The organism is Alteromonas sp. 5E99-2 (genome assembly GCF_017368475.1).
Lineage (GTDB): Bacteria > Pseudomonadota > Gammaproteobacteria > Enterobacterales > Alteromonadaceae > Alteromonas_F.
Genome location: NZ_JAFNJE010000002.1, coordinates 358,483 through 383,897 on the forward strand (window position 1 = coordinate 358,483; position 25,415 = coordinate 383,897).

16 protein-coding genes are annotated in these 25,415 nt (G+C 42.1%); 9 read left to right on the forward strand and 7 right to left on the reverse strand.

Annotated elements, in window-relative coordinates; genetic code table 11:
- Positions 1-63: 63 nt before the first annotated feature.
- On the forward strand, positions 64-2,502 hold the full coding sequence (plsB, locus tag J3L16_RS03725; RefSeq protein ID WP_207611539.1) for a glycerol-3-phosphate 1-O-acyltransferase PlsB: 2,439 nt from the start codon (positions 64-66) through the stop codon (positions 2,500-2,502).
- Between the two features lie 24 nt (positions 2,503-2,526).
- Positions 2,527-4,764: a S9 family peptidase gene (locus J3L16_RS03730; RefSeq protein WP_207611540.1), complete on the forward strand. Its 2,238-nt coding sequence runs from the start codon at positions 2,527-2,529 to the stop codon at positions 4,762-4,764.
- Here the strand turns inward: J3L16_RS03730 and ilvA are convergent.
- The 3 genes from ilvA to J3L16_RS03745 are packed head-to-tail and all read right to left on the reverse strand — an operon-like array spanning position 4,761 to position 9,074.
- Positions 4,761-6,284: a threonine ammonia-lyase, biosynthetic gene (gene ilvA, locus J3L16_RS03735; RefSeq protein ID WP_207611541.1), complete on the reverse strand. Its 1,524-nt coding sequence runs from the start codon at positions 6,282-6,284 to the stop codon at positions 4,761-4,763. The two genes, J3L16_RS03730 and ilvA, sit on opposite strands and share 4 nt — an antisense overlap.
- Positions 6,281-8,131: a dihydroxy-acid dehydratase gene (ilvD, locus tag J3L16_RS03740; protein WP_207611542.1), complete on the reverse strand. Its 1,851-nt coding sequence runs from the start codon at positions 8,129-8,131 to the stop codon at positions 6,281-6,283. Before ilvD ends, ilvA begins: the two co-directional genes overlap by 4 nt.
- 10 nt (positions 8,132-8,141) lie before the next feature.
- Positions 8,142-9,074, reverse strand: coding sequence for a branched-chain amino acid transaminase (locus J3L16_RS03745; protein ID WP_207611543.1), 933 nt, complete (start codon positions 9,072-9,074; stop codon positions 8,142-8,144).
- Between the two features lie 323 nt (positions 9,075-9,397).
- On the opposite strand from J3L16_RS03745, the gene J3L16_RS03750 reads away from it, so the two are divergent.
- A complete protein-coding gene (locus J3L16_RS03750) occupies positions 9,398-10,915 on the forward strand; it encodes a YifB family Mg chelatase-like AAA ATPase (protein ID WP_207611544.1) in 1,518 nt (505 codons plus the stop codon).
- 13 nt (positions 10,916-10,928) lie between these two features.
- Here the strand turns inward: J3L16_RS03750 and J3L16_RS03755 are convergent, their stop codons facing one another.
- Positions 10,929-11,792 (reverse strand): NAD(P)-dependent oxidoreductase, encoded by an 864-nt coding sequence (locus J3L16_RS03755; RefSeq protein WP_207611545.1) that lies wholly within the window; start codon positions 11,790-11,792, stop codon positions 10,929-10,931.
- A gap of 157 nt (positions 11,793-11,949) precedes the next feature.
- On the opposite strand from J3L16_RS03755, the gene J3L16_RS03760 reads away from it, so the two are divergent.
- Positions 11,950-13,323, forward strand: a complete 1,374-nt coding sequence (locus J3L16_RS03760; protein ID WP_207611546.1) for a PLP-dependent aminotransferase family protein — start codon at positions 11,950-11,952, stop codon at positions 13,321-13,323.
- A 36-nt stretch (positions 13,324-13,359) separates the two neighbouring features.
- On the opposite strand, the gene ilvY is transcribed toward J3L16_RS03760, so the two are convergent.
- A complete protein-coding gene (gene ilvY, locus J3L16_RS03765; RefSeq protein ID WP_207611547.1) occupies positions 13,360-14,235 on the reverse strand; it encodes an HTH-type transcriptional activator IlvY in 876 nt (291 codons plus the stop codon).
- A 126-nt stretch (positions 14,236-14,361) separates the two neighbouring features.
- Here ilvY and ilvC point away from each other — a divergent pair, with 126 nt between their 5' ends.
- Positions 14,362-15,843 (forward strand): ketol-acid reductoisomerase, encoded by a 1,482-nt coding sequence (gene ilvC, locus J3L16_RS03770; protein ID WP_207611548.1) that lies wholly within the window; start codon positions 14,362-14,364, stop codon positions 15,841-15,843.
- A 157-nt stretch (positions 15,844-16,000) separates the two neighbouring features.
- Here the strand turns inward: ilvC and J3L16_RS03775 are convergent, their stop codons facing one another.
- Positions 16,001-16,915 (reverse strand): LysR substrate-binding domain-containing protein, encoded by a 915-nt coding sequence (locus tag J3L16_RS03775; RefSeq protein ID WP_207611549.1) that lies wholly within the window; start codon positions 16,913-16,915, stop codon positions 16,001-16,003.
- Between the two features lie 175 nt (positions 16,916-17,090).
- On the opposite strand from J3L16_RS03775, the gene J3L16_RS03780 reads away from it, so the two are divergent.
- Positions 17,091-17,864, forward strand: a complete 774-nt coding sequence (locus J3L16_RS03780) for an SDR family oxidoreductase (RefSeq protein WP_207611550.1) — start codon at positions 17,091-17,093, stop codon at positions 17,862-17,864.
- A gap of 137 nt (positions 17,865-18,001) precedes the next feature.
- The gene (locus tag J3L16_RS03785) at positions 18,002-18,619 is read left to right on the forward strand and encodes a DNA-3-methyladenine glycosylase I (protein WP_207611551.1); all 618 of its coding nucleotides are present in this window, start codon (positions 18,002-18,004) and stop codon (positions 18,617-18,619) included.
- A 2-nt stretch (positions 18,620-18,621) separates the two neighbouring features.
- On the opposite strand, the gene J3L16_RS03790 is transcribed toward J3L16_RS03785, so the two are convergent.
- Positions 18,622-19,842, reverse strand: a complete 1,221-nt coding sequence (locus J3L16_RS03790) for a multidrug effflux MFS transporter (protein ID WP_207611552.1) — start codon at positions 19,840-19,842, stop codon at positions 18,622-18,624.
- An 84-nt stretch (positions 19,843-19,926) separates the two neighbouring features.
- Here J3L16_RS03790 and J3L16_RS03795 point away from each other — a divergent pair, with 84 nt between their 5' ends.
- On the forward strand, positions 19,927-21,711 hold the full coding sequence (locus J3L16_RS03795; RefSeq protein WP_207611553.1) for an outer membrane protein assembly factor: 1,785 nt from the start codon (positions 19,927-19,929) through the stop codon (positions 21,709-21,711).
- Positions 21,708-25,406: a translocation/assembly module TamB domain-containing protein gene (locus tag J3L16_RS03800; RefSeq protein ID WP_207611554.1), complete on the forward strand. Its 3,699-nt coding sequence runs from the start codon at positions 21,708-21,710 to the stop codon at positions 25,404-25,406. The genes J3L16_RS03795 and J3L16_RS03800 overlap by 4 nt, the downstream gene beginning before the upstream one ends.
- Positions 25,407-25,415 lie beyond the last annotated feature (9 nt).

Below are 25,415 nucleotides of genomic sequence, written 5' to 3' on the forward strand. Positions count from 1 at the left end.
CATCAAACCCTTTTAAAAACTGTGATACACTTTCCCGTGTTTTTGCTAAATCAGGTTTTTTCCATGTCTTGGATGCGCAACGCGCTTTTAAAAGTATTAAAATATCCCGTCGCTTTACTTGTTCGATCGAAAGATGTTCCTGGCAATCTATCAGAGCTTAAAATTGATAGCACAAAGCCAATCATCTACTTCTTGATGAGTGACTCGGTTTCCGATCAATTAGCGTTAAGTAAGTCCGCTGCGAGATTGGGCCTTCCTAAGCCTACTGATACCGTTTCAATCAATGGTGAGCTGTACCCAAATTGCTATTTTTTAAAAGGAACACAACCCCTATTTGGCAAGAAACCTTCTATGACTGGGGTAAATAAAACACTCACAGAGTTTTTCCGAATGCATCGACAAGATGCGCAACTAGATTTGCAGATTGTCCCTGTTTTTATTACCTGGGGAAGAGCACCAGACCGCACCAAACCCGATTTTACCGACCTAATTGTAAGCAATGCGACACCTACATGGTTACGAAAATTATTCATCATCTTGTTCTTAGGGCGAGATAGTTTTATTAGTTATAGCAAGGCGGTTTCGTCACGGGAAATGGCAGATTTAAAAGGCAGTGACAGTGATATAGCCCGAAAACTAATCAGGTTGGCAAGCACTCACTTTCATAGAAAACGTCAGTCTATGATCGGCCCAACCCTCGTCGATATACAACATAGAAACAACGCAATATTAGGTTCTGAATCGGTAAAACAAGCCATTTCAGTACAAGTTGAAGAAAAAAAACAATCGCCCTCTGAAGCCAAAAAAGAAGCTCTTTCTTATTTAGAAGAAATATCCTCAGATTACCGTGAAGGCCTAGTTCGCTTTGGCGACAAAATACTCACATTGATTTGGAATAAAATTTATAACGGTATTCATGTAGGCCATGCGCAACGTATTCGCGAACTTGCCAATCAAGGTCATGAGATTGTTTATATTCCCTGTCACCGTAGCCACATGGATTACCTCTTACTCACTTATGTAATTTATCACCAAGGCCTTGTGACTCCTCATATCGCGGCTGGAATAAATCTGAATTTTTGGCCTTTTGGCGGCATTTTTAGACGCAGTGGCGCTTTCTTTTTACGTCGCAGCTTTGCGGGTAAAAAACTCTACACAGCCGTGTTTCGTGAATATCTTGAGTTTTTATTTAACAAAGGCTACTCAGTAAAATTTTACCCTGAAGGTGGAAGAAGTCGAACTGGTCGCGTTATTCCTCCGAAAACCGGTATGCTAGCCATGACAGTACAAGCGGTTTTAAAAGGCATTCATCGCCCCGTTAGTATTGTGCCTGTGTACATTGGCTATGAAAACGTAATGGAAGTAAATAGCTATCAAAAAGAGCTTAAAGGCTCTAATAAGAAAAAAGAATCGCCATTACAAATATTTAAAGCGATACGTAAATTAAAAAATTATGGTCATGGTTACGTGAATTTTGGCGAGCCTATTACACTGCATAAATACCTCGATCAACATATTCCTGAATGGCGTGACGAGAGAAGCCAACCGTCAGATAAGAAACCTCAATGGTTAACCCCTGTGGTCAACGACTTAGCCACCAACATAATGACCTCGGTCAATACCAATGCCGCAGCCAATGGTATGGCATTAACCAGCTTGTGCTTATTGTCATCAAAAACCCATACGCTCAGTGAGCAAGAACTCACTTCTGCATTGTCTGATTTCATTCAAATTCAAACATTGTCACCCTTTAGCGATGATGTAACCTTGCCGAAAGAAGACGCAAAACAGTTATTAGAATCCACCTTATCGCTTCAGCGCCTTAACGTTACCCAAGACAACTTTGGTCGATTGATATCTCCTAAAGACAACCGTGCGTCACTGTTAACCTATTACCGCAACAATATCATTCACCTCTTTGCTATTCCCGGCTTAATTATGGCAAATGTTTTTGCCAATAAAGGCGTAACAGTACAATCAATCTTAACCCTAGTGTCGAACCTTTACCCCTTGCTTCAGCGAGAGCTTTTCATGCATATGGATAAAGACAGCGCGCTCACTTATGCAACAAAGCTAATCGCTACGTTTGAAAGCTTAGGGCTGGTAAAAACAGAAGGGGATTTAATCCTTCCTCCGGCGTCGTCGGGTGACCACTACAACAGCGCTTGGTTGCTGAGCCGTTGCATGCAAGAAACACTTCAGCGCTATGCCGTAGTCTTAACGATTTTAGACAAGAAAAAGTCCATTAATCGCGCTGAATTGGAACGTCAAAGCAAAGAGGTTGCCGAGCGACTGTCTCAGTTATACGGTATTAGTTCTCCAGAGTTTTACGATAAAAACGTATTTTCTTCGTTTACATCTGCACTTAAAGACAATGCCAAAGTCGATTCCGATGAGTCGGGTAACCTATGTGCATCTGAACAAAGTACAGAACTCAGAGAAGAGGTATTCAAACTTATTTGGCCTGAAATAGCGCAGCACCTAGAAAACTTTGACGTGTAGCTGCAAATAGCTAGGAATAGTGTAATGAAAACAGTTTTTTCTATCATCTTGATGGCGTGTATTAGTAACGTGAGTTGGTCTCACGAACACAAAGACGCGTTGTCTATTGAACGTATATTTGAGTCTCCGTCCTTAGACGGAACAGCACCTCGGATGCTCAGGCTTTCTCCTGACAGTAAACGAGTGACCTTCTTAAAAGGCAAAGACACCGACTACGAGCGATTCGACCTCTGGGAATACAATGTTGAATCGGGGAAAACTCAACTACTAGTCGACTCTGATAGTTTAAGTTCAGGTAGTGAAAACTTATCTGATGAAGAAAAAGCGCGAAGAGAAAGAATGCGGCTATCTGGTAGCGGAATTGTTAGTTACACTTGGTCGAAAGACGGTACTGAGATACTTTTCCCTCTCGCAGGTGACGCCTATTTATATACCTTGGCAACAGCAAAGTCACCTGCAAAGGTCACCCGACTATTAAATACACCTGAGTTTGAAACAGATATCCGCTTGTCTCCTAAAGGGCAGTACATTGGTTTTATTCGCAATCAAAACTTATTTATTAAAGATATAGAAACCAATAAAGAAACGGCAATCACACAAAAAGGTGGTGGTCTTATCAAGTTTGGAATGGCCGAGTTTGTTGCCCAAGAAGAAATGAGCCGGTTAACTGGGTATTGGTTTGCCCCTGACGAATCAAGCATTGCATTTACTCGCGTTGATGAAACCCCTGTAGATATTATTACCCGCAGTGAAATTTATGCTGACACCATAAAGACTATTGAGCAGCGCTATCCTAGAGCAGGCACTGGTAATGCTAAGGTTGCACTTTTCGTACAATCAATAGAGTCAACTGTACGCACAGAAGTACCTCTCAAACACGGCTTATCTCAGAATAATGACATCTATTTCGCACGGGGAAAGTGGGCCTCTAACACCCAATTTTCTTTTCAAATTCAGACGCGAAATCAACAAGAGCTGGCGTTAAATTTATTTGATACCACAACAAATACCACCACTAATGTATTAACTGAAACCTCGAATACCTGGGTAAACCTGCATGACAGCTTACGTTTTATAAATGACGGTAAGCAGTTTATCTGGGCATCTGAACGCTCTGGATTTAACCATTTATATTTATTCAACATTGATGGCTCCTTACAAAACTCAATCACCCAAGGCGATTGGGTGGTAACGAGCCTAGACGCGGTAAATGAAGACGCCAACACGGTTTATTTCAGTGGCAGAAAAGATACCCCTATTGAAAACCACCTGTATGCAGCTTCACTTAACGGCAAATCAGTTAAACGCATCACTCAAAGAAGTGGGTTTCACAATACCGTTTTCAGCCGTAATGGCGGTGTTTATATTGACAGTTTTTCCACCATCAATAGTCCATCACAAGTTAGCTTACACAAGGCATCAGGTTCCCGTTTAACTTGGTTAGAAGAAAATAAAATTGATGAGAATCACCCACTACACAAATATCAAAATAACTGGGTTAAACCCACTTTTGGTACCATTAGTGCTGACAATGGTGATGACTTACATTACCGTTTGTATACGCCTAAAGTAATTAAAGACAAACACCCTGCCATTGTATTTGTGTATGGTGGCCCTCACGCTCAAATGGTTACAAACCGCTGGGCGGGTAGACGTGGCTTACTACTACAACACTGGGTAGACAAGGGCTACGTTGTTTTCACATTAGATAATCGCGGTTCAAACTTTCGCGGTAAAGCGTTTGAAGATCCTATTTATAAGAAAATGGGTGAAATAGAAGTCAAAGATCAGGTATTAGGCGCAGAATTTTTAGCAAGCTTACCTTATGTAGATAAAGACCGTATTGGTATTCATGGTCACTCCTACGGTGGCTACATGACGCTAATGACAATGTTTAAAGCTGGAGATTATTTTGCAGCCGGCGTTTCTGGTGCTCCAGTAACGGACTGGCGTTTATACGACACCCATTATACCGAGCGTTACATGGGTAACCCCACCACAGAAGACAATGCCTACACCCAATCATCTGTGTTTCCCTATGCGAAAGACTTAAAGGGTGATTTATTGATATACCACGGTATGGCTGACGACAATGTCTTATTTACTCACAGCACCAAGCTGTATAAACACTTACAAGACAATGCTAAGCCATTTGAGTCTATGGACTACCCAGGTAAGAAACACAGTATTAGAGGTAAACAAACCGGTGTTCACCTCTATCATACCATTACGAATTTCTTTGACCGAACGTTAAACCCTTAACGTAAGAACATTTGATACGCTGGGTTATCGGTCACTTCTTCATACCGATAGCCTAGTGAATTCAAGTGGTGATCAAATTCCTCTCGCTGTGCCGACTTGAGTTCAAAGCCAACCATAACGAGACCAGACGCTGCACCGTGATTACGATAGTGGAATAAACTAATATTAAACTGCCCGCCTAGCGTGTCTAAAAACGCCATCAAAGCGCCTGGATACTCAGGAAATTCGAAAGTAAATACAGTTTCTGTGTTAGTGATTTTGCCGCCAATCATATGGCGTACATGAAGCTTAGAAAGCTCGTTTTTCGATAAATCTACAGGGCTATAATCTTTGTTCTCAAGAGAGGTAAGTAGTTGCTGATACTCATCACCACCTCCTTTTAATTTAACGCCCACAAATACATTCGCGTTATTCGCATCACTTTGGCGATAGTTAAACTCGGTAATTATCCGCCCGCCTAGCGCTTTGCAGAAACGCCTAAATTCACCTTGTTTTTCTGGCAAAGGCACGCCAAAAATAGCTTCTTTTTGTTCGCCCAATTCACACCGCTCAGAAACATATCTCAAGGTGTGAAAGTTAGTATTAGCGCCACATAGTACGCCACCTAGTACATTACCACTGACCTTGTTTTCGGCTACATACTTGCGTATTGCAGCTACAGACATAGCACCAGCAGGCTCAGCAATAACTCGGGTATCATCAAAGATATCTTTTATCGCCGTGCAAATTTCATCATTAGTAACCGTGATCAAACCATCTAGGTAACGCTCACATAAACGGAAAGGTTCAGTGCCTATCGTTTTTACCGCCACGCCATCAGCAAAGATACCGACTTTGGGCAAAGTAACGGGTTCACCCGCTTCTAGTGCAGCTTGCAAACAAGCCGACTCTTCAGATTCCACAGCAATAAGCTTAATTTCAGGCTTAAGCTGTTTTATATATACCGCCATACCAGCCGCTAAACCACCGCCACCAACAGCAATAAAAATAGTGTCGACATGAGGGTTTTGCTCTAAAAGTTCTCGAGCAATGGTACCTTGGCCCGCGATAACATCTGGGTCGTCAAAAGGAGGCACAAGCGTGAGTCCGCACTCTTGACTCAGTTCGCGACTTTTCGCACTGGCTTGATCAAAACTCGTACCGTGCAGAACAATGGTGACGTAATCGCCACCAAAGCGAACAACTGCATCGACTTTAATATCAGGTGTTGTTTCCGGCATAACAATAGTGGCGTGAATGCCTTTTTTGTTCGCAGCGTACGCAACACCTTGGGCATGGTTTCCCGCAGATGCAGTCACCACACCTGCGTCCTGCTGCGCTTTTGAAAGCGCAGCAATGCGAGAATAAGCTCCCCGTAATTTAAACGATTTTACCGGTTGCTGATCTTCTCGCTTTAACCAGATTTCATTACCTAGTTCTTGCGACAATTTGGGTAAAAAAGACAAGTCGCTTTTCACCGCTACATCATAAACTGGTGACAGCAGTATCTTTTTTAAATAATTGTGCGCATCTTCGGTCATATGTCTTCCAGTTTTGTAACGTCTCTTACTGCGCCTTTATCTGCACTCGTTGCAAGTAAAGCAAAAGCTTTAAGTGCTGTAGAAACAGGGCGAATTCTATCTACAGGCTTCCATGGGTTCGTACTTGCCCCCATTTTAGTCCGTCTTTGTGCCAGTTCTTCGTCAGAAACGGCCATATTGATAGTACGGTTTGGAATATCGATATTTATGGTATCGCCTTCCTCAACTAAGCCAATACCACCGCCACTTGCCGCTTCTGGCGAACAATGACCAATGGACAACCCAGAAGTACCACCAGAGAAACGACCATCCGTGATCAATGCACAAGCTTTACCTAAGCCTTTCGACTTCAAGTAAGACGTTGGATACAACATTTCTTGCATGCCCGGACCACCTTTTGGCCCTTCATAGCGAATAACAACCACGTCACCCGCTACCACGTCGTCACCTAAAATCGCCGCAACCGCTTCGTCTTGGCTTTCGTATATACGTGCGCGACCACTAAATACATGGATAGATTCATCCACACCTGCGGTTTTCACGATACAACCATCTTCCGCTAGATTCCCAAACAATACTGCTAGGCCACCTTCTAAACTGAACGCATTTTCTATTGAACGAATACAACCGCCTTCGCGGTTATCGTCTACAGAAGGGTAACGACAATCTTGGCTAAACGCTTTGGTTGTGCGAATACCTGCAGGGCCAGAGCTATAAAAATGGCGAGCCTTTTCATTATCGGCTTGGGTAATATCCCATTCCTTAATAATATCTGACATAGTTCCACCTAAAATATGTGGGCTGTCAGAATGAAGTAATTTCGCTCTTTCCAGTTCGCTTAAGATACCAATAACACCACCGGCTCTATGTACATCTTCCATGTGATATTCAGGTGTAGACGGTGCAACTTTACATAAATGAGGGACTTTACGAGATAACCTGTCGATGTCATCCATAGTGAATGGAATTTCACCTTCAGACGCTGCCGCCAATAAATGTAAAATAGTATTGGTTGAGCCGCCCATTGCAATATCTAAGCTCATCGCATTTTCAAACGCATCGAAATTAGCAATAGTACGTGGTAACGCGGTTTCATCATCATCGCGATACCAACGTTTACACAGGTCCATTACCGTTCTACCCGCTTGTTTAAACAACTCTTCACGATCGGCGTGAGTTGCCAGCAACGAACCATTGCCCGGTAAGGCTAAACCCAAAGCTTCGGTTAAACAGTTCATAGAATTAGCGGTAAACATGCCTGAGCACGAGCCACAAGTAGGACACGCAGAACGCTCTATTTGATCAGTATCATCGTCAGATACTTTATCGTCAGCCGCTGCAACCATTGCATCAACCAAATCAAGCTTGATGATTTTATCTGAAAGCTTAGTCTTACCCGCTTCCATTGGTCCACCGGAAATAAATACCACTGGAATATTGAGTCGCATTGCTGCCATCAACATTCCCGGCGTGATTTTATCGCAATTAGAAATACACACTAAGGCATCTGCGCAGTGTGCATTCGCCATATATTCAACGGCATCAGCAATAATTTCACGGGACGGTAAGCTGTAAAGCATACCGCTATGACCCATAGCAATACCGTCATCTACTGCAATAGTATTGAATTCTTTAGCGACGCCGCCAGCCTCTTCAATGGTTCTTGCAACCAACTGGCCAAGGTCTTTTAAATGTACGTGGCCGGGAACAAACTGGGTAAACGAGTTTGCAACCGCAATGATAGGCTTTCCAAAATCGCCGTCTTTCATACCAGTAGCACGCCATAAAGCGCGTGCTCCAGCCATATTTCTTCCATGGGTTGATGTTTTTGAACGAAGTGCAGGCATCAGATTCTCTCTATTTGTAAACTGGTGTTAGCCAGCCCCATTTGTCTTCAGTTTTACCATTGAATAAGCCAAAAAACATATCTTGAACTTTTTCTGTAATTGGACCACGGCCACCATTTCCAACAGCAATTCCGTCGACGCTTCTAACCGGGGTCACTTCTGCGGCAGTACCACACATCAATATTTCGTCTGCAACATACATAGACTCACGAGGTATGTTTTCTTCACGCACTTCGTAACCCATTTCTTTTAACAAGGTAATAATAGTATCTCGAGTGATTCCGGGCAAAATAGCAGCGGTTTTAGGTGTTGTAGTCACAACATTGTTGCGAATAACGAAAATATTTTCACCCGCACCTTCGCTCACATACCCATTGCAATCTAGCGCAATACCTTCACCATAACCGTGACGGCGCGCCTCCATTGAAATAAGTTGCGATGACAAATAATTTCCACCCGCTTTTGCGCCAGTAGGCATAGTATTAGCCGCTAAACGATTCCAGCTAGAAATACCGGCGTCTACACCGTTTTTAAGGGCTTCTTCACCTAAGTAAGCTCCCCATTCAAATGCCGCAATAGCCACTTCAGTTTCTTGACCGAAAGGCACTTGTAAGCCCATACCAATATCACCGTAATACGCAATCGGACGAATGTAAGCCGATTTCAGCTCATTTTCACGAATAATATCAATAGTCGCTTGATTGATTTGTTCTTGAGTGTAGGGAATGGTCATGCGATAAATTTTCGCAGAGTCGAATAGTCGACGAGTATGTTCTTGTAGTCTAAATACACTTGGCCCTTGGTCAGGTGTATTGTACGCGCGAACGCCTTCAAAAACAGACGACCCGTAATGAATCGCGTGAGTCATTACATGAGCCGTGGCATTTTGCCAAGGCATGATTTCGCCGTTAAACCAAATGTGTTCAGCTGGTTGCTTAGCCATAAAAATAGTTTCCTTCAACTACAAGCTATAAATTGAAAAATTGACGAAGCGGATTGTACCTCAGCAGACAGTTTGCCCCAACTACGAAATACATAGCGAGTTCAATGAGTGCAGAGTCTCGTAAAGAAATGTTTGAATGAAAGGAATAGAAATCGGCTAAATTTCTGGCGTGGAAAGTACCATATGGAAGGTCAAATCAGCAAGCACTATTTTAAAATACCCTATTTTGACTCCCATAAACTCAAAAAACACGCCTCTAGGCCAGTGCAACGGTCTGCTTTCAAGCGTTAACATGAAAAATAAACGTCAAGGTAGACAAAAAAATGGGGTTAGCACTCGTCAACACTCGAGCCGCAGTGGGTATGGACGCACCAATGGTATGCGTGGAAGTACATTTAGCCAATGGCATTCCGGGATTTCATCTCGTTGGCATGGCTGAAACCACGGTAAAGGAGGCAAGAGACAGAGTTCGCGGTGCACTCATCAATAGTGGTTTTGAATTTCCAGCAAAACGCATCACTGTTAATCTGGCTCCAGCCGATTTACCCAAGCACGGTGGCCGCTTCGATTTAGCCATTGCCTTAGGTATTCTAGTCGCCAGTGGACAACTGCCTGATGATTGCCTCGACGGCATTGAAGTGTTCGGTGAACTGGCTTTAAGTGGCGTAATACGCCCTGTATTTGGCATGCTTCCCTGCGCAGTGGCCTGCAATGACTCAAACAACCACTTGTTTTTACCGAAAGCCAATGCCCAAGAAGCTAATTGGGTAGAGCATTTAAGCTATACGCCTATATCGAGTTTAATTGAAGCTTTTCAGCATTTAAGCGGATTAACCATTATTCCCACAAAAAAAGGGATCCGCTTCGAAACTAAACCCAATAATATTGCCCGAGACTGGTCTGATATTGTGGGTCAAGAACAGGCAAAAAAAGCACTTTTGGTTGCCGCAACCGGGCATCACCATGTATTAATGGTTGGTCCGCCTGGCACGGGTAAAAGTCTATTAGCAAACAGGCTACACCAGCTACTCCCACCGCTAAACTCAGATGAAATGCTAAGTGTTGCCTCTATTCGCTCTATTCTAGGTGAGACTATATCTACCGATGGGCTAGTACAACGACCAATTAGACAACCCCACCATTCAGCATCCGCAGTTGCATTAACTGGAGGTGGAAGCTCTCCCAAACCTGGTGAAATATCCCTCGCCCATAAAGGCATTTTGTTTTTAGACGAACTTCCAGAGTTTGGCCGGCACACGTTAGATGTACTAAGAGAACCATTAGAAACAGGACAAATTCATATATCGAGAGCCAAAGGGCGAGCTAGCTTCCCCTCATCGTTTCAGCTCGTCGCAGCCATGAACCCTAGTCCAACCGGAGACATACACGACGGCCGCAGTACTCCAGATCAAATCATGCGTTATTTAAATAGACTGTCGGGCCCTTTGCTAGACCGAATAGATTTACAAGTAGAAGTCCCCAAATTAGACAACTTCCAGTTTGGCCAACCACCGGCAAATGACACATTTTTAACCGCGCAAGAAGCCTTTGAATTAGCCGAATTCGCAAGAACTAAACAATACAAAAGACAAGGTTGTTTAAACGGTGAGTTATCGGTTTCAGCATTGGAAGAATACAGCCAAGTCGAACCCGAAGAGCTCGCGTTTTTCCAAGAGGTTGCGAAAAAACTCGACCTATCTCTTCGAGTTTTTCATCGCTGCATAAAAGTAGCACGCACACTAGCAGACTTAGAAGATAACGACACAGTGACTCGACAGCACCTTGCTGAAGCATTGAGTTTTAGAGCACTCGATACATTAATAAAAGACGTGAGTCGTTAAACCCATGTATCAATTACTCTTCAAACTGCTTAGCAAGTACTGAGGTATCGCACCTATTGAGGCCTCTTTGCTGTAGTTTTTCATATTCTTTATCTACATATTCTGTGATAGGCAAATTCACCCCAAGAGATTTAGCTTCATCTAAGCAAAACGAAAGATCTTTGCGCATCCAGTCAATTGCAAATCCAAAATCAAATTCCCGTTTATGCATGCTTTCTAAACGGTTACTCAATTGCCACGATCCAGCAGCACCACCAGAGATTGCATTTTTCACTAGGCCAATATCAAGCTCTGTCGCTTCTGCAAGCATTAGCGCTTCACTAAGGCCTTGAAGTACACCCGCAATACAAATCTGATTAACCATTTTACACAGCTGTCCACTTCCACTTTCCCCCATGTGGGTGACGGCTTTTGAGAAGGTATTTAATATAGGTAATGCTTTGGTTATCGAAGAAGCCTGCCCACCTGCCATAACCGAAAGTTGCCCGTTTTCTGCTCCGGCTTGACCTCCAGACACGGGTGCATCAATAAAATCTAAACCTAAAGATGTTGCTTGAGCATTCAGTGCCTTTGCCAATTTCGACGACGTCGTTGTGTGGTCAATCAACAACGCCCCTGGCTTTGCACTTTCAAATATGCCATTTTCACCACTGTAAATTTGCGATACATCTTTGTCATTCCCAACACATGTCAAAATGATATCGCACTGGCCAGACAACAAGCTGATTGAGTCACACCCTGTTCCGGAAAATTTAGACAACCAATCAGCAGTAACCGCTTCAGTTCTATTAAAAACCAAAACATCATATCCTTTTTTAGATATATGCCCTGCCATTTCAAAGCCCATTGTTCCAAGCCCTACAAATCCAATTTTCATTTTTCAACCCCAGCTAAATTGACACAAACATTAAAACAATTGATATATATCAATTTGTATCACACCTGATATCAATATCAAATCTCTATTGAAGATATTTACAAAGTAAAATGTTATACAATATTTAAATAGTCGATTTTTAATTAAGCGCCAAGGTTTGGATACTTCAATATTTAACTCATTAAAGGAAGCTACAGGGCCCATTTATAAAGAGATCGCAAGCTGCATAGAGCTAGCAATCCAAAACGGTACTTTTAAGTACGGTCAAAAGTTAATGACTCACAGAGCATTAGCCAAAGAGTTGAAAGTTAGTCCAGTGACAGTGAGTCAAGCTTATCAAGAGCTTGAAAGACGAGGGCTTATAGAAGCCTCAGTAGGCAAAGGCTCATTCATCAGCTATGGCAAAAAGTTAACCGACGCTATTAATGAAGATAAAAGCGCAAAAATAAACTTATCCATTATTAAGCCAATAGAAACGCCTTTTTTAAATGAAACTACGGGCACTATCCCACGCATTTTTAATAGAGATTTAAGCTCGCTTTTTGGTTATAACTCGGATACATCAACACCAGAACAACTGACAATTGCAAAAAAATGGGTTGCCCGTAGAGGGTTAGATTTCTCGAACCATTCCCTCTTGTTTTGTAGTGGAGCACAACATGCCTTGCTCATCTCTATATTGGCATCAACAAAACCAAATGATTTTGTGGCAGTAGAGGAGTATTGCTATCCCGGTATATTAGCAGCTCTAAAAAACACGGGTAGAACGCCAGTTAGTGTGTCTCTCAATGACAATGGAATGTGTCCATCAGCATTACAAAAAGTCTGCGCTGAACAGACTATTTCGGCAGTGGTGGTAGTGGCTTCATGCCATAATCCAACGGGTAGTGTGATGCCGAACGAACAACGTAGTGAGTTAGCCTCGGTCGCTGATAGCTACGACCTGACTATCATAGATGATGATATTTATGGTTTTTTGTGCTTTCCAGAAGTTAAACCACTTTGGACATTTAACCCGTCGAAAACCATTTATATTGATAGCTTGTCTAAATCAATTGCCCCTGCTTTACGCACCGCTTTCATCGTTATTCCTGTTGAAAGACACTCTGAAATAGTCAACTTAATACGCTCGACAATATGGTTCTGCTCACCTTTGTTACAAGAATTATCTTGTGATTTAATCACCAGCGGTAAAGCTGAAAAAATTGAGTCTTGGCAAAAAGTTGAAGTAGTGCGACGACAAAAACTCGCTGCCGACCTTTTACCAAAAGGCAGCTTTACAGCGCATCCATCCAGTCCTGTTGTTTGGTTATCCCTACCTTCACAATGGACATCGTCTTCTTTTGCCAGAGAGCTAAATAAACAAGGCGTTCACGTTACTGAAGACTTTTATTTCTGCGAACAAGATCCCACAGGTAATTCAAAGATCCGCATTAGCCTAGTAGGAACCAAGTACATCGAAGATTTACACCAAGCACTTAATATCATTTGTACAACAATGCAATCGGAAGCCCGCTTAGGTGATTTTTGATGCACTTGGTAGTAAGACGGCGGCCACCTGACTTTGTTACACAAAAGACAACTGTGCAGCCACGTTAAATAAGGCTTCAACCAAAGGTTGGTTCCGCCTGTTTTCCATACAGCATAAACCTAGTTTATAAGGCTCAATATCAGGTACAGCCAAGCGATGAACATGGTTGGCGGCCATTGAATGGTCGAGCACAATTTGCGGTACTAAACCAATACCGCAGCCCAAGGCAACCATGGCTACAATGGCTTCGTTACCACCAACCGATGCATAGATATTTGGCTTTACGCCTTTCGCTTCTATCCATTTCGATACAATATCCCGAGAATACCCCACTTCAGGCAACACCAAAGGGTGATTATCCCAGTCAATAGCATCGATAGAATGCAATCGCCATGATTTAGGTACAATAAGAACTAAAGGTACGTTATCTAAAGGTAGAAAAAACATTCCCTTACTTAGCGTAGGTGGACGAATACCCAAGGCAATATCAGCATGCATGTTTTCTACTTTTTTAAATGAGTAAGCAGGATCGCCAGTTTGCAGTTTTAAGGTAACCCGCGGATATCGCATAGCGAGTTGCTGTATTAAGTTAGGTAAGTGGCTTTGGCTAGCAGTAACAGAACAATACAACGACAGCTCTCCTTGAAGCTCTTCACTGTCTTGTTGTAATTTATTTCTCACCGCTTCCCAGCCCGTTAGCACCTCGGAAGCATATGCAACTAGTGTTTCTCCCGCATTGGTTAATGCAACTTTGCGGTTATCTCGAATAAATAATTCACACCCACACTCCTCTTCCAGCCTTTGTATAACACGGCTTAGCGTTGACGGTGAAACAAACATAGCACTGGACGTATCGCCAAAATGCAATGTAGTAGAAAGATGTTTAAACAACTGTAGGCTGCGAAAATCCATATTATTTCACTTTATGAAACACTGTATTGCGAATATATCATTTTTCAAAACAAAAAGACTAGCGTAGAGTTCAATTATCGAGCGGTAACTAATACCTCTCGCAAAGATATTTTGAATAGGAAATTTATGGCTAATTACTTCAACTCTTTATCACTACGTGCTCAACTTGCTCAATTAGGGCAGTGCCGCTTTATGCAAGGCGACGAGTTTAGCGACGGTTGTGATACCTTGAAAGGCAAAAAAATTGTGATCGTAGGCTGCGGTGCACAAGGCCTAAATCAAGGGTTGAACATGCGCGATTCTGGTTTAGACGTAAGCTATGCATTACGTCAAGCTGCAATCGATGAAAAAAGAGAATCGTTCCAACGTGCGTCTGATAACGGATTCACTGTTGGCAATTATGATGACCTTATCCCAAATGCGGATCTAGTTTACAACTTAACACCTGATAAACAACACTCAAATGTTGTTGAAACTGTAATGCCTCTTATGAAAGAAGGCTCTACATTGGGTTATTCTCACGGTTTTAATATCGTTGAAGAAGGCCAACAAATCCGTGCTGACATTACCGTAGTAATGTGTGCACCTAAGTGTCCTGGTACTGAAGTACGTGAAGAATACAAGCGTGGTTTCGGCGTACCTACACTTATCGCAGTTCACCCAGAAAACGACCCTCAAGGTAAAGGTTGGTCGATTGCTAAAGCTCTTGCTAGTGCAACTGGTGGTGACCGTGCAGGTGTACTTGCATCATCTTTCGTTGCTGAAGTTAAGTCTGACTTAATGGGCGAGCAAACAATCCTTTGTGGTATGCAACAAACTGCAGCGGTATTGTGCTTCGAAAAAATGATTGCTGACGGTATTGATGCTGCGTATGCAGGTGCATTAATTCAGTTCGGTCTTGAAACGATCACTGAAGCATTAAAAATTGGTGGCGTAACTAACATGATGGATCGCTTAAGCAATCCAGCTAAGTTAAAAGCTTTCGCATTAAGCGAAGAGCTAACTACGTTACTTCGTCCTTTGTTTGAAAAACATCAAGACGACATTATCAGCGGCGAGTTTTCATCGACTATGATGGAAGATTGGGCCAATGACGATGTTAACTTATTGACTTGGCGAGAAGAAACCGGCCAAACCGGTTTTGAAAATGCACCTAAATATACAGGTGAAATCGACGAGCAAGAATTCTTTGATAAAGGCATCGTAATTGTTGCCATGATCAAAGCCGGTGTTGAACTTGCATTTGACGTTATGGTTGAAGCTGGAATTCTTCCAGAATCAGCTTATTACGAGTCATTACACGAAACACCACTTATTTCTAATACCATCGCGCGTAAGCGTTTGTATGAAATGAACGTGGTTATCTCAGATACAGCAGAATACGGAAATTACTTATTTGCAAATGCTGCAATTCCATTGTTAAGAGAAAAATTCATGCCTTCAATTGACACAAGCTTAATTGGAAAAGGTCTAAATAGTTCTAATAACTCTGTTGAAAATAAGCAGTTAGTTGATGTTAACAAAGCAATTCGCGAACACGGTGTAGAAACTGTAGGCGCAGAGCTTCGTCAATACATGACAGCAATGAAAGCTATTGTAGAAGCGTAAATCACTTATTTACGCTGGGAGTTTTCCTAGACTGCTTGGATAGTTTTTGAGCCTATTTCTGTCGTTAGGTGCTTAAACCAAGCACTTTTTAGCCCGACCTTTGGTCGGGCTTTTTTTATCTTTAATACTCGCTAGACAAAATAAAAGAACTTATCAATTACGCTTTTTCTACTTCTTTGAAAAGCCAATCTCTAAATGCGTTTATTCTTGGCAACATAGCGCATTCTGGACGATAAACAACGTAATACGCTAAAGGAGACTCAAAATGAATATTGGGAAACAACCTTACTAGCCTGCCAGCCGCTAGGTCATCTTTAGCCATTACACTTCGAGCTAGTGCAACGCCCTGCCCATCAATTGCGGATTGTAACACCGCAGCCGAATTATTTATTCGAATACTCTTAGTAATTAAAGGGCTTGTTATACCCGCTTTTTTCAACCACGATGTCCAGGAAGGAAAAGCAGTTTGAGTATCCATCGACAAATCGTGTATCAGAACTTCATTTAGTAATTTATCAACTTCATTCAAACGAGTATGATTTGCTAAAAATGTCGGTGAGCACACAGGGTAAACTTCTTCATCCATTAGTTTTTCTGAACTTAAGCCTTTCCAGTTGCCAACGCCAAAACGGATACCAACATCTATCTGGTGGAATGAGAACTCGACAGGTTTTAAATTGGTATTCAAATTCACATTAGTCTGTGCACAAATGTCTTGAAAGTTGTGCAACCTAGGTAGCAACCATTTAGCGGCAAATGCTGGGCTCACAGCAACTGTTAGCGCACCATTAATTGAATTATCCTTCAAAATATCTAAACCTTGGGCTAGCTTATCAAACCCATTTTGAATGAGTGGTAGTGCTGTTTGCGCTGTTTCAGTTACTACTAAACGTGTTTTACCCGAATTTACTCTATGAAATAAAGGTGTTTCGAGCCATTCTTCCAACGTCTTAACTAATTGCCCAACTGCCGCAGGCGTCACGTTTAATTCATCCGCAGCCGCCGCAAAACTTTGGTAACGAGCGCTTGCTTCAAATGCTTTAAGCGCATTGAGATATATTGGTGACTTCATGCGATAAACTTTTTCTTTAGTGTTACTTTAGATTATCTCGTTTGTTAAAAAAAGTAAATAAGTGAAAAATACCCTCAAGCCAAACAATAAGCGCTTCGCTAGCTAAGCGATTCACTTATTTCTCAATTTTTTAAACACAACTTTAATAGCGTAATTTACGCTCGGAGATATGATGATGACTCAGCAATTTTTAGGTAAGAAACTACTCGTTATTGGCGGTACTAGTGGCATAGGACTTGAAACCGCCAGTATGATTATTAAGCAAGGAGGCAAGGCAATTATTGTCGGAAATCGCGCAGAAAAAGCGCAGACCGCGAAAGAAATTCTATCGAAGTTAGGTTCAGTTGAAGTTATAACAACAGATTTAACCAGTGATGCCGGAGTACGAGAGTTAATTAATTCTCTTTCACAACACCATGCAGACATAGATTTACTCGTTAATGCAGCAGGCGTGTTTTTCCCGAAACCTTTTTTGGAGCATGAAGCAGCCGACTATGATCAGTATATGCAAATTAATCGAGCATTATTTTTTATAACGCAAAGCATAGCCGCTAATTTGATAGCAGAAAAACGCTCGGGCGCAATTGTAAATGTAGGTTCAATGTGGGGAAAACAAGCAATTGCAGCTACACCATCCTCAGCTTATTCAATGGCTAAAGCGGGGTTACATTCGTTAACCCAGCACTTAGCAATGGAATTAGCCGCTCACAACATTCGCGTTAATGCGGTGTCGCCAGCGGTTGTGAAAACGCCAATTTACGAAGGCTTTATTCCTAAAGCAGAAGTAAATGATGCTCTTCAAGGTTTCAACAGCTTCCACCCAATTGGCAGAGTAGGTACAAGTGAAGATGTTGCCAATACAATTGCTTTTTTACTTAGTGATAAAGCAGATTGGGTAACAGGCGCAGTTTGGGATGTTGACGGTGGTGTAATGGCTGGGCGTAATTAGATACTGTTCAATAGTCAATAAGTAATAGAGCAATTCCAACTGGTATTGCTCTATTTTACTGCGCGTGTAACCAAAGAGAAATGTATGGTAATTTGTATTAACTAAACAAATTTCAGATTACCCATTAACTACAGAAAATGATAAAAACAGAAAAATTCGAAGACGGAATAATACGCTGCGCTTGGTGCTCTAGCAGTGAAATATATATAAAATATCATGATGAGGAATGGGGCTACCCAGTAGAAAATGACACTCGTCTGTTTGAGAAATTATGCCTTGAAGGGTTTCAAGCGGGTTTAAGTTGGATAACCATATTAAAAAAACGAGAAGCGTTTAGGCTTGCCTTTGACAATTTCGACATTAACAAACTTATCCATTATGACGAAACTGACATAGACAGATTACTTAAAAACGAAGGTATAGTGAGGCATCGGGGAAAAATAGAAGCCGTGATAAACAATGCACACAGGGCGAAAGAGCTTATTGCCGAATGTGGGTCCATAGCTGCATTTGTTTGGCAATTCGAACCTCAACATCCTGAAAATAGAATACCCACCTTTATTGCAAAATCAGAAGAATCAACAGCCTTGTCAAAAGCATTAAAAAAACGAGGATGGAAATTTGTAGGCCCAACAACCATGTATGCTTTTATGCAATCCATGGGTATGGTTAACGACCATGGAATTGAATGCGGAGCCTATCAAAAATCTCAACGCTTACGGGCTGAATTTAAACGGCCAAAGCTAAAACAATAACTCTACGATTTACTGGGCAACGCAGCCATTTTCATATTGATTTTGGCTAAGCTAAAACACACTAAAAAGCCAATCCCTATAGAGTACAAATTTCCATCTAAGTAGCTATCGATGACTATTGCCACAGGTACGCTAATCGCGTTGGATAACGAGCCAACAATTGCTGCCCCCAAACCTGCTATATGGCCTAAGTGCTCCATCGCCATGGCATTCATGTTGCCAAACAAAATGCCAACAAAGAAAAACCCGACAAAAAGCACACTTAAAGTAACCATTAATGGCGGTAAGCCATTGTAAAAAAATAGTACGGCTAACAACACTATGGAAAAGCTAATAGCGCCTCTCAGGGCATGTTTGACTAATTTTTGCATACCAAAGCGCATCACCATTTTACCGTTAAAGTAGGACGCCAACCCGATGGAAAAAGCCAAACTAGAAAAAATGTAAGGAAAGGCTGCTTCTTGGCCATAATAACCAACAAATATGGTGTGAGATGCACTGATATACGCAAGAAAACAGCCAAATATACACCCTGTTGCCAAGATGTAATTCATCACTTTTCTATGACTAAAAATAAACGTCAAAGACTGTCCAAGTTGGCCCCATGAAAATGATTTACGCAAGGCTTTCGGATACGTTTCTGGCTGGCGAAGAAAATACCACACGCCAGACACCCCACCCACGCCAATAAACATCACAAATATTCCATGCCATGTATATGCGTTAATGATCCATTGCCCTATGATGGGTGCGAGCATAGGAACCAAAATAAACACCATCATGATAAACGACATAACCCTAGCCATGGCATTACCAGAATAGATATCCCGTATTGCTGCGGTAGACGCAATTCGTGGCCCACTTGCACCAAAAGCTTGAACAACTCTGCCAATCAAAAACATGTTCATATTAGTAGAGAACATACATATGGCTGAACCTATCCCAAAAATTACCAGTCCTAATGATATGGCAGGTAACCTGCCTTTTGCGTCAGAAAAGGGGCCAAAAAATAATTGCCCCAATGCCATACCAACAAAGAACACTGAAATACTAAGCTGAGTCTGCTGAGAACTTGAGGAGTGTAAGTCACTAGCCAGTAAATCCATCGCCGGTAAAATTGCGTCAATACTGAGCGCAACTAAAGACGTTAGCATCGCTGCTAAAGCTATAAACTCAGGCAACGCTAAAGTAGGTTTTGCATTAAATTGTCGTGTAACTTCCATTGCTATAGCGTCTTTTGTGAATTTCGGCGCGTAAGTGTACACGGTTCAGCGTAAAATTTGCCATAATATTACTTTCAATAATCAGTGCATTCACAAGAGTCGTCAGGGGGAACAGTCATCAATCGATTTTTGAAAGCTATTTTTTCTTGTTTGTTTATAGCCACGCTAACTCTTCCCGCTCACGGCATATCACTGTTAGTTAACGGTATAGAAAATAAAACCATTGAAGACAATATAACCCTGTTGCTCAACTCCACAGATCTCATGTCGCAACATTCCCTTGATGCTTTTTGGCAAAAGCAAATTCGCGACGCGGTTGCCCAAGCTGTTGAGCCCTATGGGTATTATGAGAGCACCGTCGAAGCAGAGCTAATCGACACTAAACTGCACTTAAACATTGCTTTAGGAGAGCCATTAACAATCACCAGCTTGAACCGGGAAATTCTAGGTGAAGGGAGAGACAACCCAGGCTTCCATGAGGTTTTTTATAACTACCCACAAAGCATTGGCGATGTGCTTTCTCAGCCCGATTATTCAGCATTTAAAACTCGCATGTTTAATTATGCCCTGACAAATGGCTTCTTTGATTTCACTTGGCAAATAAGCAGTATCGATATAGTAAGAAGTTCCCATTCAGCCAGTATTTTGCTTATTGCAGAAAGTGGTCCTCAGTATTACTTTGGTGAACTCATTTTTAACGGAGATGATAAGGCCAAAGAGCTTATTACTCGCATATGTCCATTTAAAGTGGGTGATAAATACGACGCCGCGCTTGTCACTCAATTCAACCGTTCACTAAACAGCATGGGTTATTTTCAGCACGTGATTGCAAGGCCTGTGGTAGAAAGCGCAAAAGACTATCAAGTACCAATAGAAATAACCCTTAGCCACAAACCAAGAGATAACTTCAATGTGGGACTAGGCGTTTCTACCGATACTGGATTACGAGTACCTTTTACCTGGCGTCGCCCTTGGGTTAACAGTAAAGGCCATTCCATTTTAACTGAAGCCTTTATTTCTGAACGGGAACAAGAAATCACCAGCCTATATCAAATTCCCTTAGATAACATTAATAGTGACTACGCAACATTGAATCTAAGTTACTCATTTTTAGATGACAGTGATCAAAGTACAAAAAGTGAAACCCTGATCCTTAGCGGGCACCGTTTTTGGCATAAACCAGCCTCAAACTGGCGGTACGAAACATCATTGAGCTACCACACAGAAAACTTTACTCAAGGTACAGCCAACCCAACAACCACTGATTTATTGCTGCCCGGTTTATCAGTCAATTACACAAACAGTAAGGGCGATATTGGTCAACGTACCGGACTATTTGCTTCAGCGTCATTACAAGTTGCGAACCAAAGTGTGTTCTCCGATATCGATATTTTAAAAACTGAAATTTCTGGAAAATGGATTCAAGGTTTTAACCGCCACCGGCTTTATCTTCGCGGGCAGCTAGGGCTGATAGAGACGCCTGATTTCTCGCAAGTGCCTTCTACATTTCGCTTTTTCACCGGAGGTGATCAAACTGTACGAGGGTTTGAATTTCAAACCGTGTCCTCAGGCGAATTCGTGACTAACGACGACGGCGATACCCTTTTTCTTCCCGAAGGCGGACGTTACTTAACTTCTGGAAGCATAGAGTACGCCTATGCAATCAATGAAAGATGGCGCCTTGCTGTATTTGCTGATGCAGGGGCTGCGGTAAATGATTTCGACGAAGGTATTGCACGAAGTGCGGGTATCGGCGCTCACTGGTTAACGATTGTTGGTCCAATACGTTTTTATCTAGCCTTTGGGCGAAACCCCATTGAAAATGACAATACCGTAAGGCTGCACTTCATTTTGGGGCCTGAAATATGAGTAAATTGAACGTATTATTGCGGTGTTCATATTACGGTGTTATATCTGCTGTAGTTGTTGTCATTTTTACCGCTATGTTTTCACTTTCACCTTTGGCGACACCTTTATTTCAATGGTCATTAAGCCACTTTGTACCCGAAATAAAACTATTAAACCTATCTGGTAATTTATATTCAGGTTTAATCATAAAAGACGTAAAGTACCAAAGCGAATCCATGTCTTTAAGCGCCAAACACATCACAGCAGAAATTGATTGGTCTTGCACCCTTCGTGGCCGTCTGTGTTTGGAGACTCTTGATATTATTGAGCCAATTTTAGTACTACAAACCTCTGGCTCATCAGCTGAAACAGCACAAAGCAGCAAAACAGAATTTATTCAAAGCCCCGTTCCTATTCTCGCTCCCAAGGTTCACATTTCACGCTTAGCTATGTCCAATGAAACAGTCACATTAACAGTTGCGGACAGTGGTGCAGACATACACTTTTCAGATGAACTTTCATTGCAACACCTACAAAGCAGCAATATACATATTGAAAACAACACACCAGTGGCTCCTGATACCCCATTTGCTGGTTTAACCTATACCCCACCGGAAATCCCGTCTATTTGGGTGCCCGTTCACCTTGTTTTAAGTGATGTTAAAACATCTTCAATAACCTATGCACAAGACCAAACCCAGCACGCTATCAATACGCTAGAACTACAATCTGCAAGTATTGTGGGCTCTGAAATACAATGGAACGGCCTCGATATTAAACAAGAAAGCACGTCAATATCGACACAAGGTAAACTCACATTAGCTGATCATTTTCCGTTTGAAGCCTATGCTAAGGCCACTGTTTCTTTAAGTAATAGCCCAAAACCGCAGCACCTATCAATCGCTACTGAAGGGTCTTTGTACGCTTTAATACTCAAGGCTCATCTTACAGGTTTAGTTGAGGGTGAAGCCCACCTTCAAGTCGATTTAATCGATGACGATCTCCCCATTGACGGGCGTATCTCTTGGGCACAACAAGCAATAAATTACGCAGACATAGATACCTTGAATGCAGGTAACGCATTGGTTGACGGAACACTAGATGGGTATCAGTTAATCGTTGAAGCCTCCGCAGTACACAAAGTAATAGGCGATATAGCACTCACCACAGACGCCCTTTTAACAAAAACTCAACTCAACATCGAAAAACTAGACGCATTTTTACTGGATGGCGAATTAATTACATCAGGAAAAATCAACTTTGTAGATGGACTGAGCGCACTAGGAACAACCAATGTAAACAATATCGACGCATCGCGGTTTGCTCCGTATGTAGAGTCCGCAACTCTGCCCAGTGCATCGTGGGATTACGTACTACAAGACACTGAAAATGGGCTTATTATGCTCATTACCGATATAGGTGGTGGCGTTGCACTAGACCACCACGCTATTCAATTAACAGGTCAAATTGCCTACTACCAAGCTCAAGATCTAGCCGTAGCCAATTTACACGCTAAGCAGCCTGACTCATCTAATGAGATAACTTTACTGGCACAGGTGCTAAATAAGCAGAAACTCAGTGTTAACAGCGCTATTAACTTAACCACATTATCAGATATTAATAATGAGGTTAAAGGTGATATCAAAGGCAATCTCAAGATAGAAGGTAGCTGGAGTAATCCAAACTTTGATATACAGCTAAAAACTAACTCGCTTAGTTTTACTGAAGCGCTTTCGCCTTTTATGCACTCACAAGAGTTTGTTTCAGGCGCAGTATCCGCTCAAGGTAATCTTGAGCAACACACAATAACGTTATCTAGTGAAACGAAAGATTATGCTGCCACCTTTACTTCTGAAGGTTCCTTGTCTGCTAACTATGATTACCAAGGTGTTATCGACAAGGCATGGTTACGGGTGTTCACCACTGAATGGCTTGCGGATTCTGCCGTACCATTTCGTTCAAATCTGCATACCTTTTCTAGCAAATTATCCCCTCATTGCTGGACACTCAAAAACGAAAATGCAAAGACTTGCCTAGAACAGGCTCAATTTTCTGAGGATGTAGCAAGCTGGGCTGTAAATGCAGTTTCTTTTCCTATCGGAAAGTGGTCAACTGAATTGTTGAGCTCTATTTCTGCTACTTCTAATTCCGCCCTTTTCAATGCCGCATCTACAGGCAGCTATTCGCTCAAAGAGGGTCTCAATACGACTATTTCTCTATCCATAGATGAGTCAGATTGGACATTTAACCCAAACAACCCAGTAACGCTCTCGTTAAATGAATTTAACGGCGAAATCAGCTTTCACAATGAAGAGTTAACAAGCCAGTGGCATGTTAACAGTAAAAACCTAGGGGGATTAACCGCAGAATTCCACAGCGATAATATCGCTGTTATGGACAGTGAAATTGTAGGCGCTCTGTACATTAATCATATCAATTTACAGCCCTTATCCGGCTTATCAGCTTCAGTGCATGGATTAGAGGGTTATCTGAACGGTGAACTCACGGTGTCTGGTTTAACCCAAAAGCCAAGTCTTCACGGCACTCTCGCGCTTAAAGACGGCTTTATCGATGTTGAACAATCTCCGCTGGCACTGTCTAATTGGAATCAAAAAATTAACTTTTCAGGCCACACTGCTGATATCCAAGGCAGTTTAGGTATAGGCCAGGGACAAGGCAACATTAAGGGTAAGTTATCTTGGGAAGCTCAACCGTTTGCAGAACTCAATGTGGATGCCGACGATATTTTGATAACCTATGAAGAAAGTAAACTCGAAGTCAGCCCTCACCTCAATACCACTATTACTCCCGACGGAATCAATGTAGAAGGCAAAGTCGGAGTGCCCTATGCCAGAATAAAGCTAAAACAGTTGCCTAAAAGCGCGGTAACGCCCTCTAAAGACGTTCGTATATGGGGAGAAGAACCTTCTGTCGACCCGTTAAAAAATATGACTGCGAATATCACTTTGCATATCGACGAAAACAAAACAGACGAAGTTAAAATAGACGCCTTTGGTCTCACTGCAAATTTACAAGGCGACCTGAATATTGAGAACCACCCTTCGTTAGTAGGATATGGTGATCTACGATTATTAAATGGCCGTTACAAAGCCTATGGACAAAACCTACTCATTCGCACAGGTGAAATACAAATTAACGGACCTATAAGCCAACCCTTTTTATTTGTTGAAGCCATCCGCGACCCAAATGATACCGAAGACGATGTGGTTGCTGGAGTTAGAATAGATGGCTCAGCTTCCTCTCCCAATGTCACCTTATTTTCAGAGCCCACCTTAGAGCAAGGTGAAAACCTACTTTATCTAATTAATGGCAGTGGTAGCTTAACGAGTGGCGAAGATACGGACAGTGTTAACTACGGCGCACTGTTACTGGGGCTTGGTTTATCCCAATCAGGTAAACTCACCAACTCTATTGGCAACGCTGTAGGCATTGAAGATTTAACCTTTTCAACATCGGGACAAGGCAGCGATACTCAAGTGTCGCTATCGGGTAACTTAACCCGTGATTTGTCTGTGCGAATTGGGGTTGGCGTATCTCAAGGGCAAGAAGTCGCAATTCGCTATCGCATTCTGCCACAACTCTATTTAGAGGCCGTTAGACAACTCAGCGAAGCAGTATCGTTAATTGATGTGTTTTACGAATTTTCACTGGATGATAAACCAGAGAAGGAAAAGAAAGTAGAAATAGAGCAGTAACCTAAGAAC

Bases quoted from the DNA above. Each gene is read 5' to 3' on its own strand.
- J3L16_RS03775 (WP_207611549.1), bottom strand. From the start codon at position 16,915: ATGAAGTCACCAATATATCTCAATGCGCTTAAAGCATTTGAAGCAAGC.
- J3L16_RS03780 (WP_207611550.1), top strand. From the start codon at position 17,091: ATGACTCAGCAATTTTTAGGTAAGAAACTACTCGTTATTGGCGGTACT.
- ilvD (WP_207611542.1), bottom strand. From the start codon at position 8,131: ATGCCTGCACTTCGTTCAAAAACATCAACCCATGGAAGAAATATGGCT.
- J3L16_RS03750 (WP_207611544.1), top strand. From the start codon at position 9,398: ATGGGGTTAGCACTCGTCAACACTCGAGCCGCAGTGGGTATGGACGCA.
- J3L16_RS03785 (WP_207611551.1), top strand. From the start codon at position 18,002: ATGATAAAAACAGAAAAATTCGAAGACGGAATAATACGCTGCGCTTGG.
- ilvY (WP_207611547.1), bottom strand. From the start codon at position 14,235: ATGGATTTTCGCAGCCTACAGTTGTTTAAACATCTTTCTACTACATTG.
- J3L16_RS03755 (WP_207611545.1), bottom strand. From the start codon at position 11,792: ATGAAAATTGGATTTGTAGGGCTTGGAACAATGGGCTTTGAAATGGCA.
- ilvC (WP_207611548.1), top strand. From the start codon at position 14,362: ATGGCTAATTACTTCAACTCTTTATCACTACGTGCTCAACTTGCTCAA.
- J3L16_RS03730 (WP_207611540.1), top strand. From the start codon at position 2,527: ATGAAAACAGTTTTTTCTATCATCTTGATGGCGTGTATTAGTAACGTG.
- J3L16_RS03790 (WP_207611552.1), bottom strand. From the start codon at position 19,842: ATGGAAGTTACACGACAATTTAATGCAAAACCTACTTTAGCGTTGCCT.
- ilvA (WP_207611541.1), bottom strand. From the start codon at position 6,284: ATGACCGAAGATGCGCACAATTATTTAAAAAAGATACTGCTGTCACCA.
- J3L16_RS03745 (WP_207611543.1), bottom strand. From the start codon at position 9,074: ATGGCTAAGCAACCAGCTGAACACATTTGGTTTAACGGCGAAATCATG.
- J3L16_RS03800 (WP_207611554.1), top strand. From the start codon at position 21,708: ATGAGTAAATTGAACGTATTATTGCGGTGTTCATATTACGGTGTTATA.
- plsB (WP_207611539.1), top strand. From the start codon at position 64: ATGTCTTGGATGCGCAACGCGCTTTTAAAAGTATTAAAATATCCCGTC.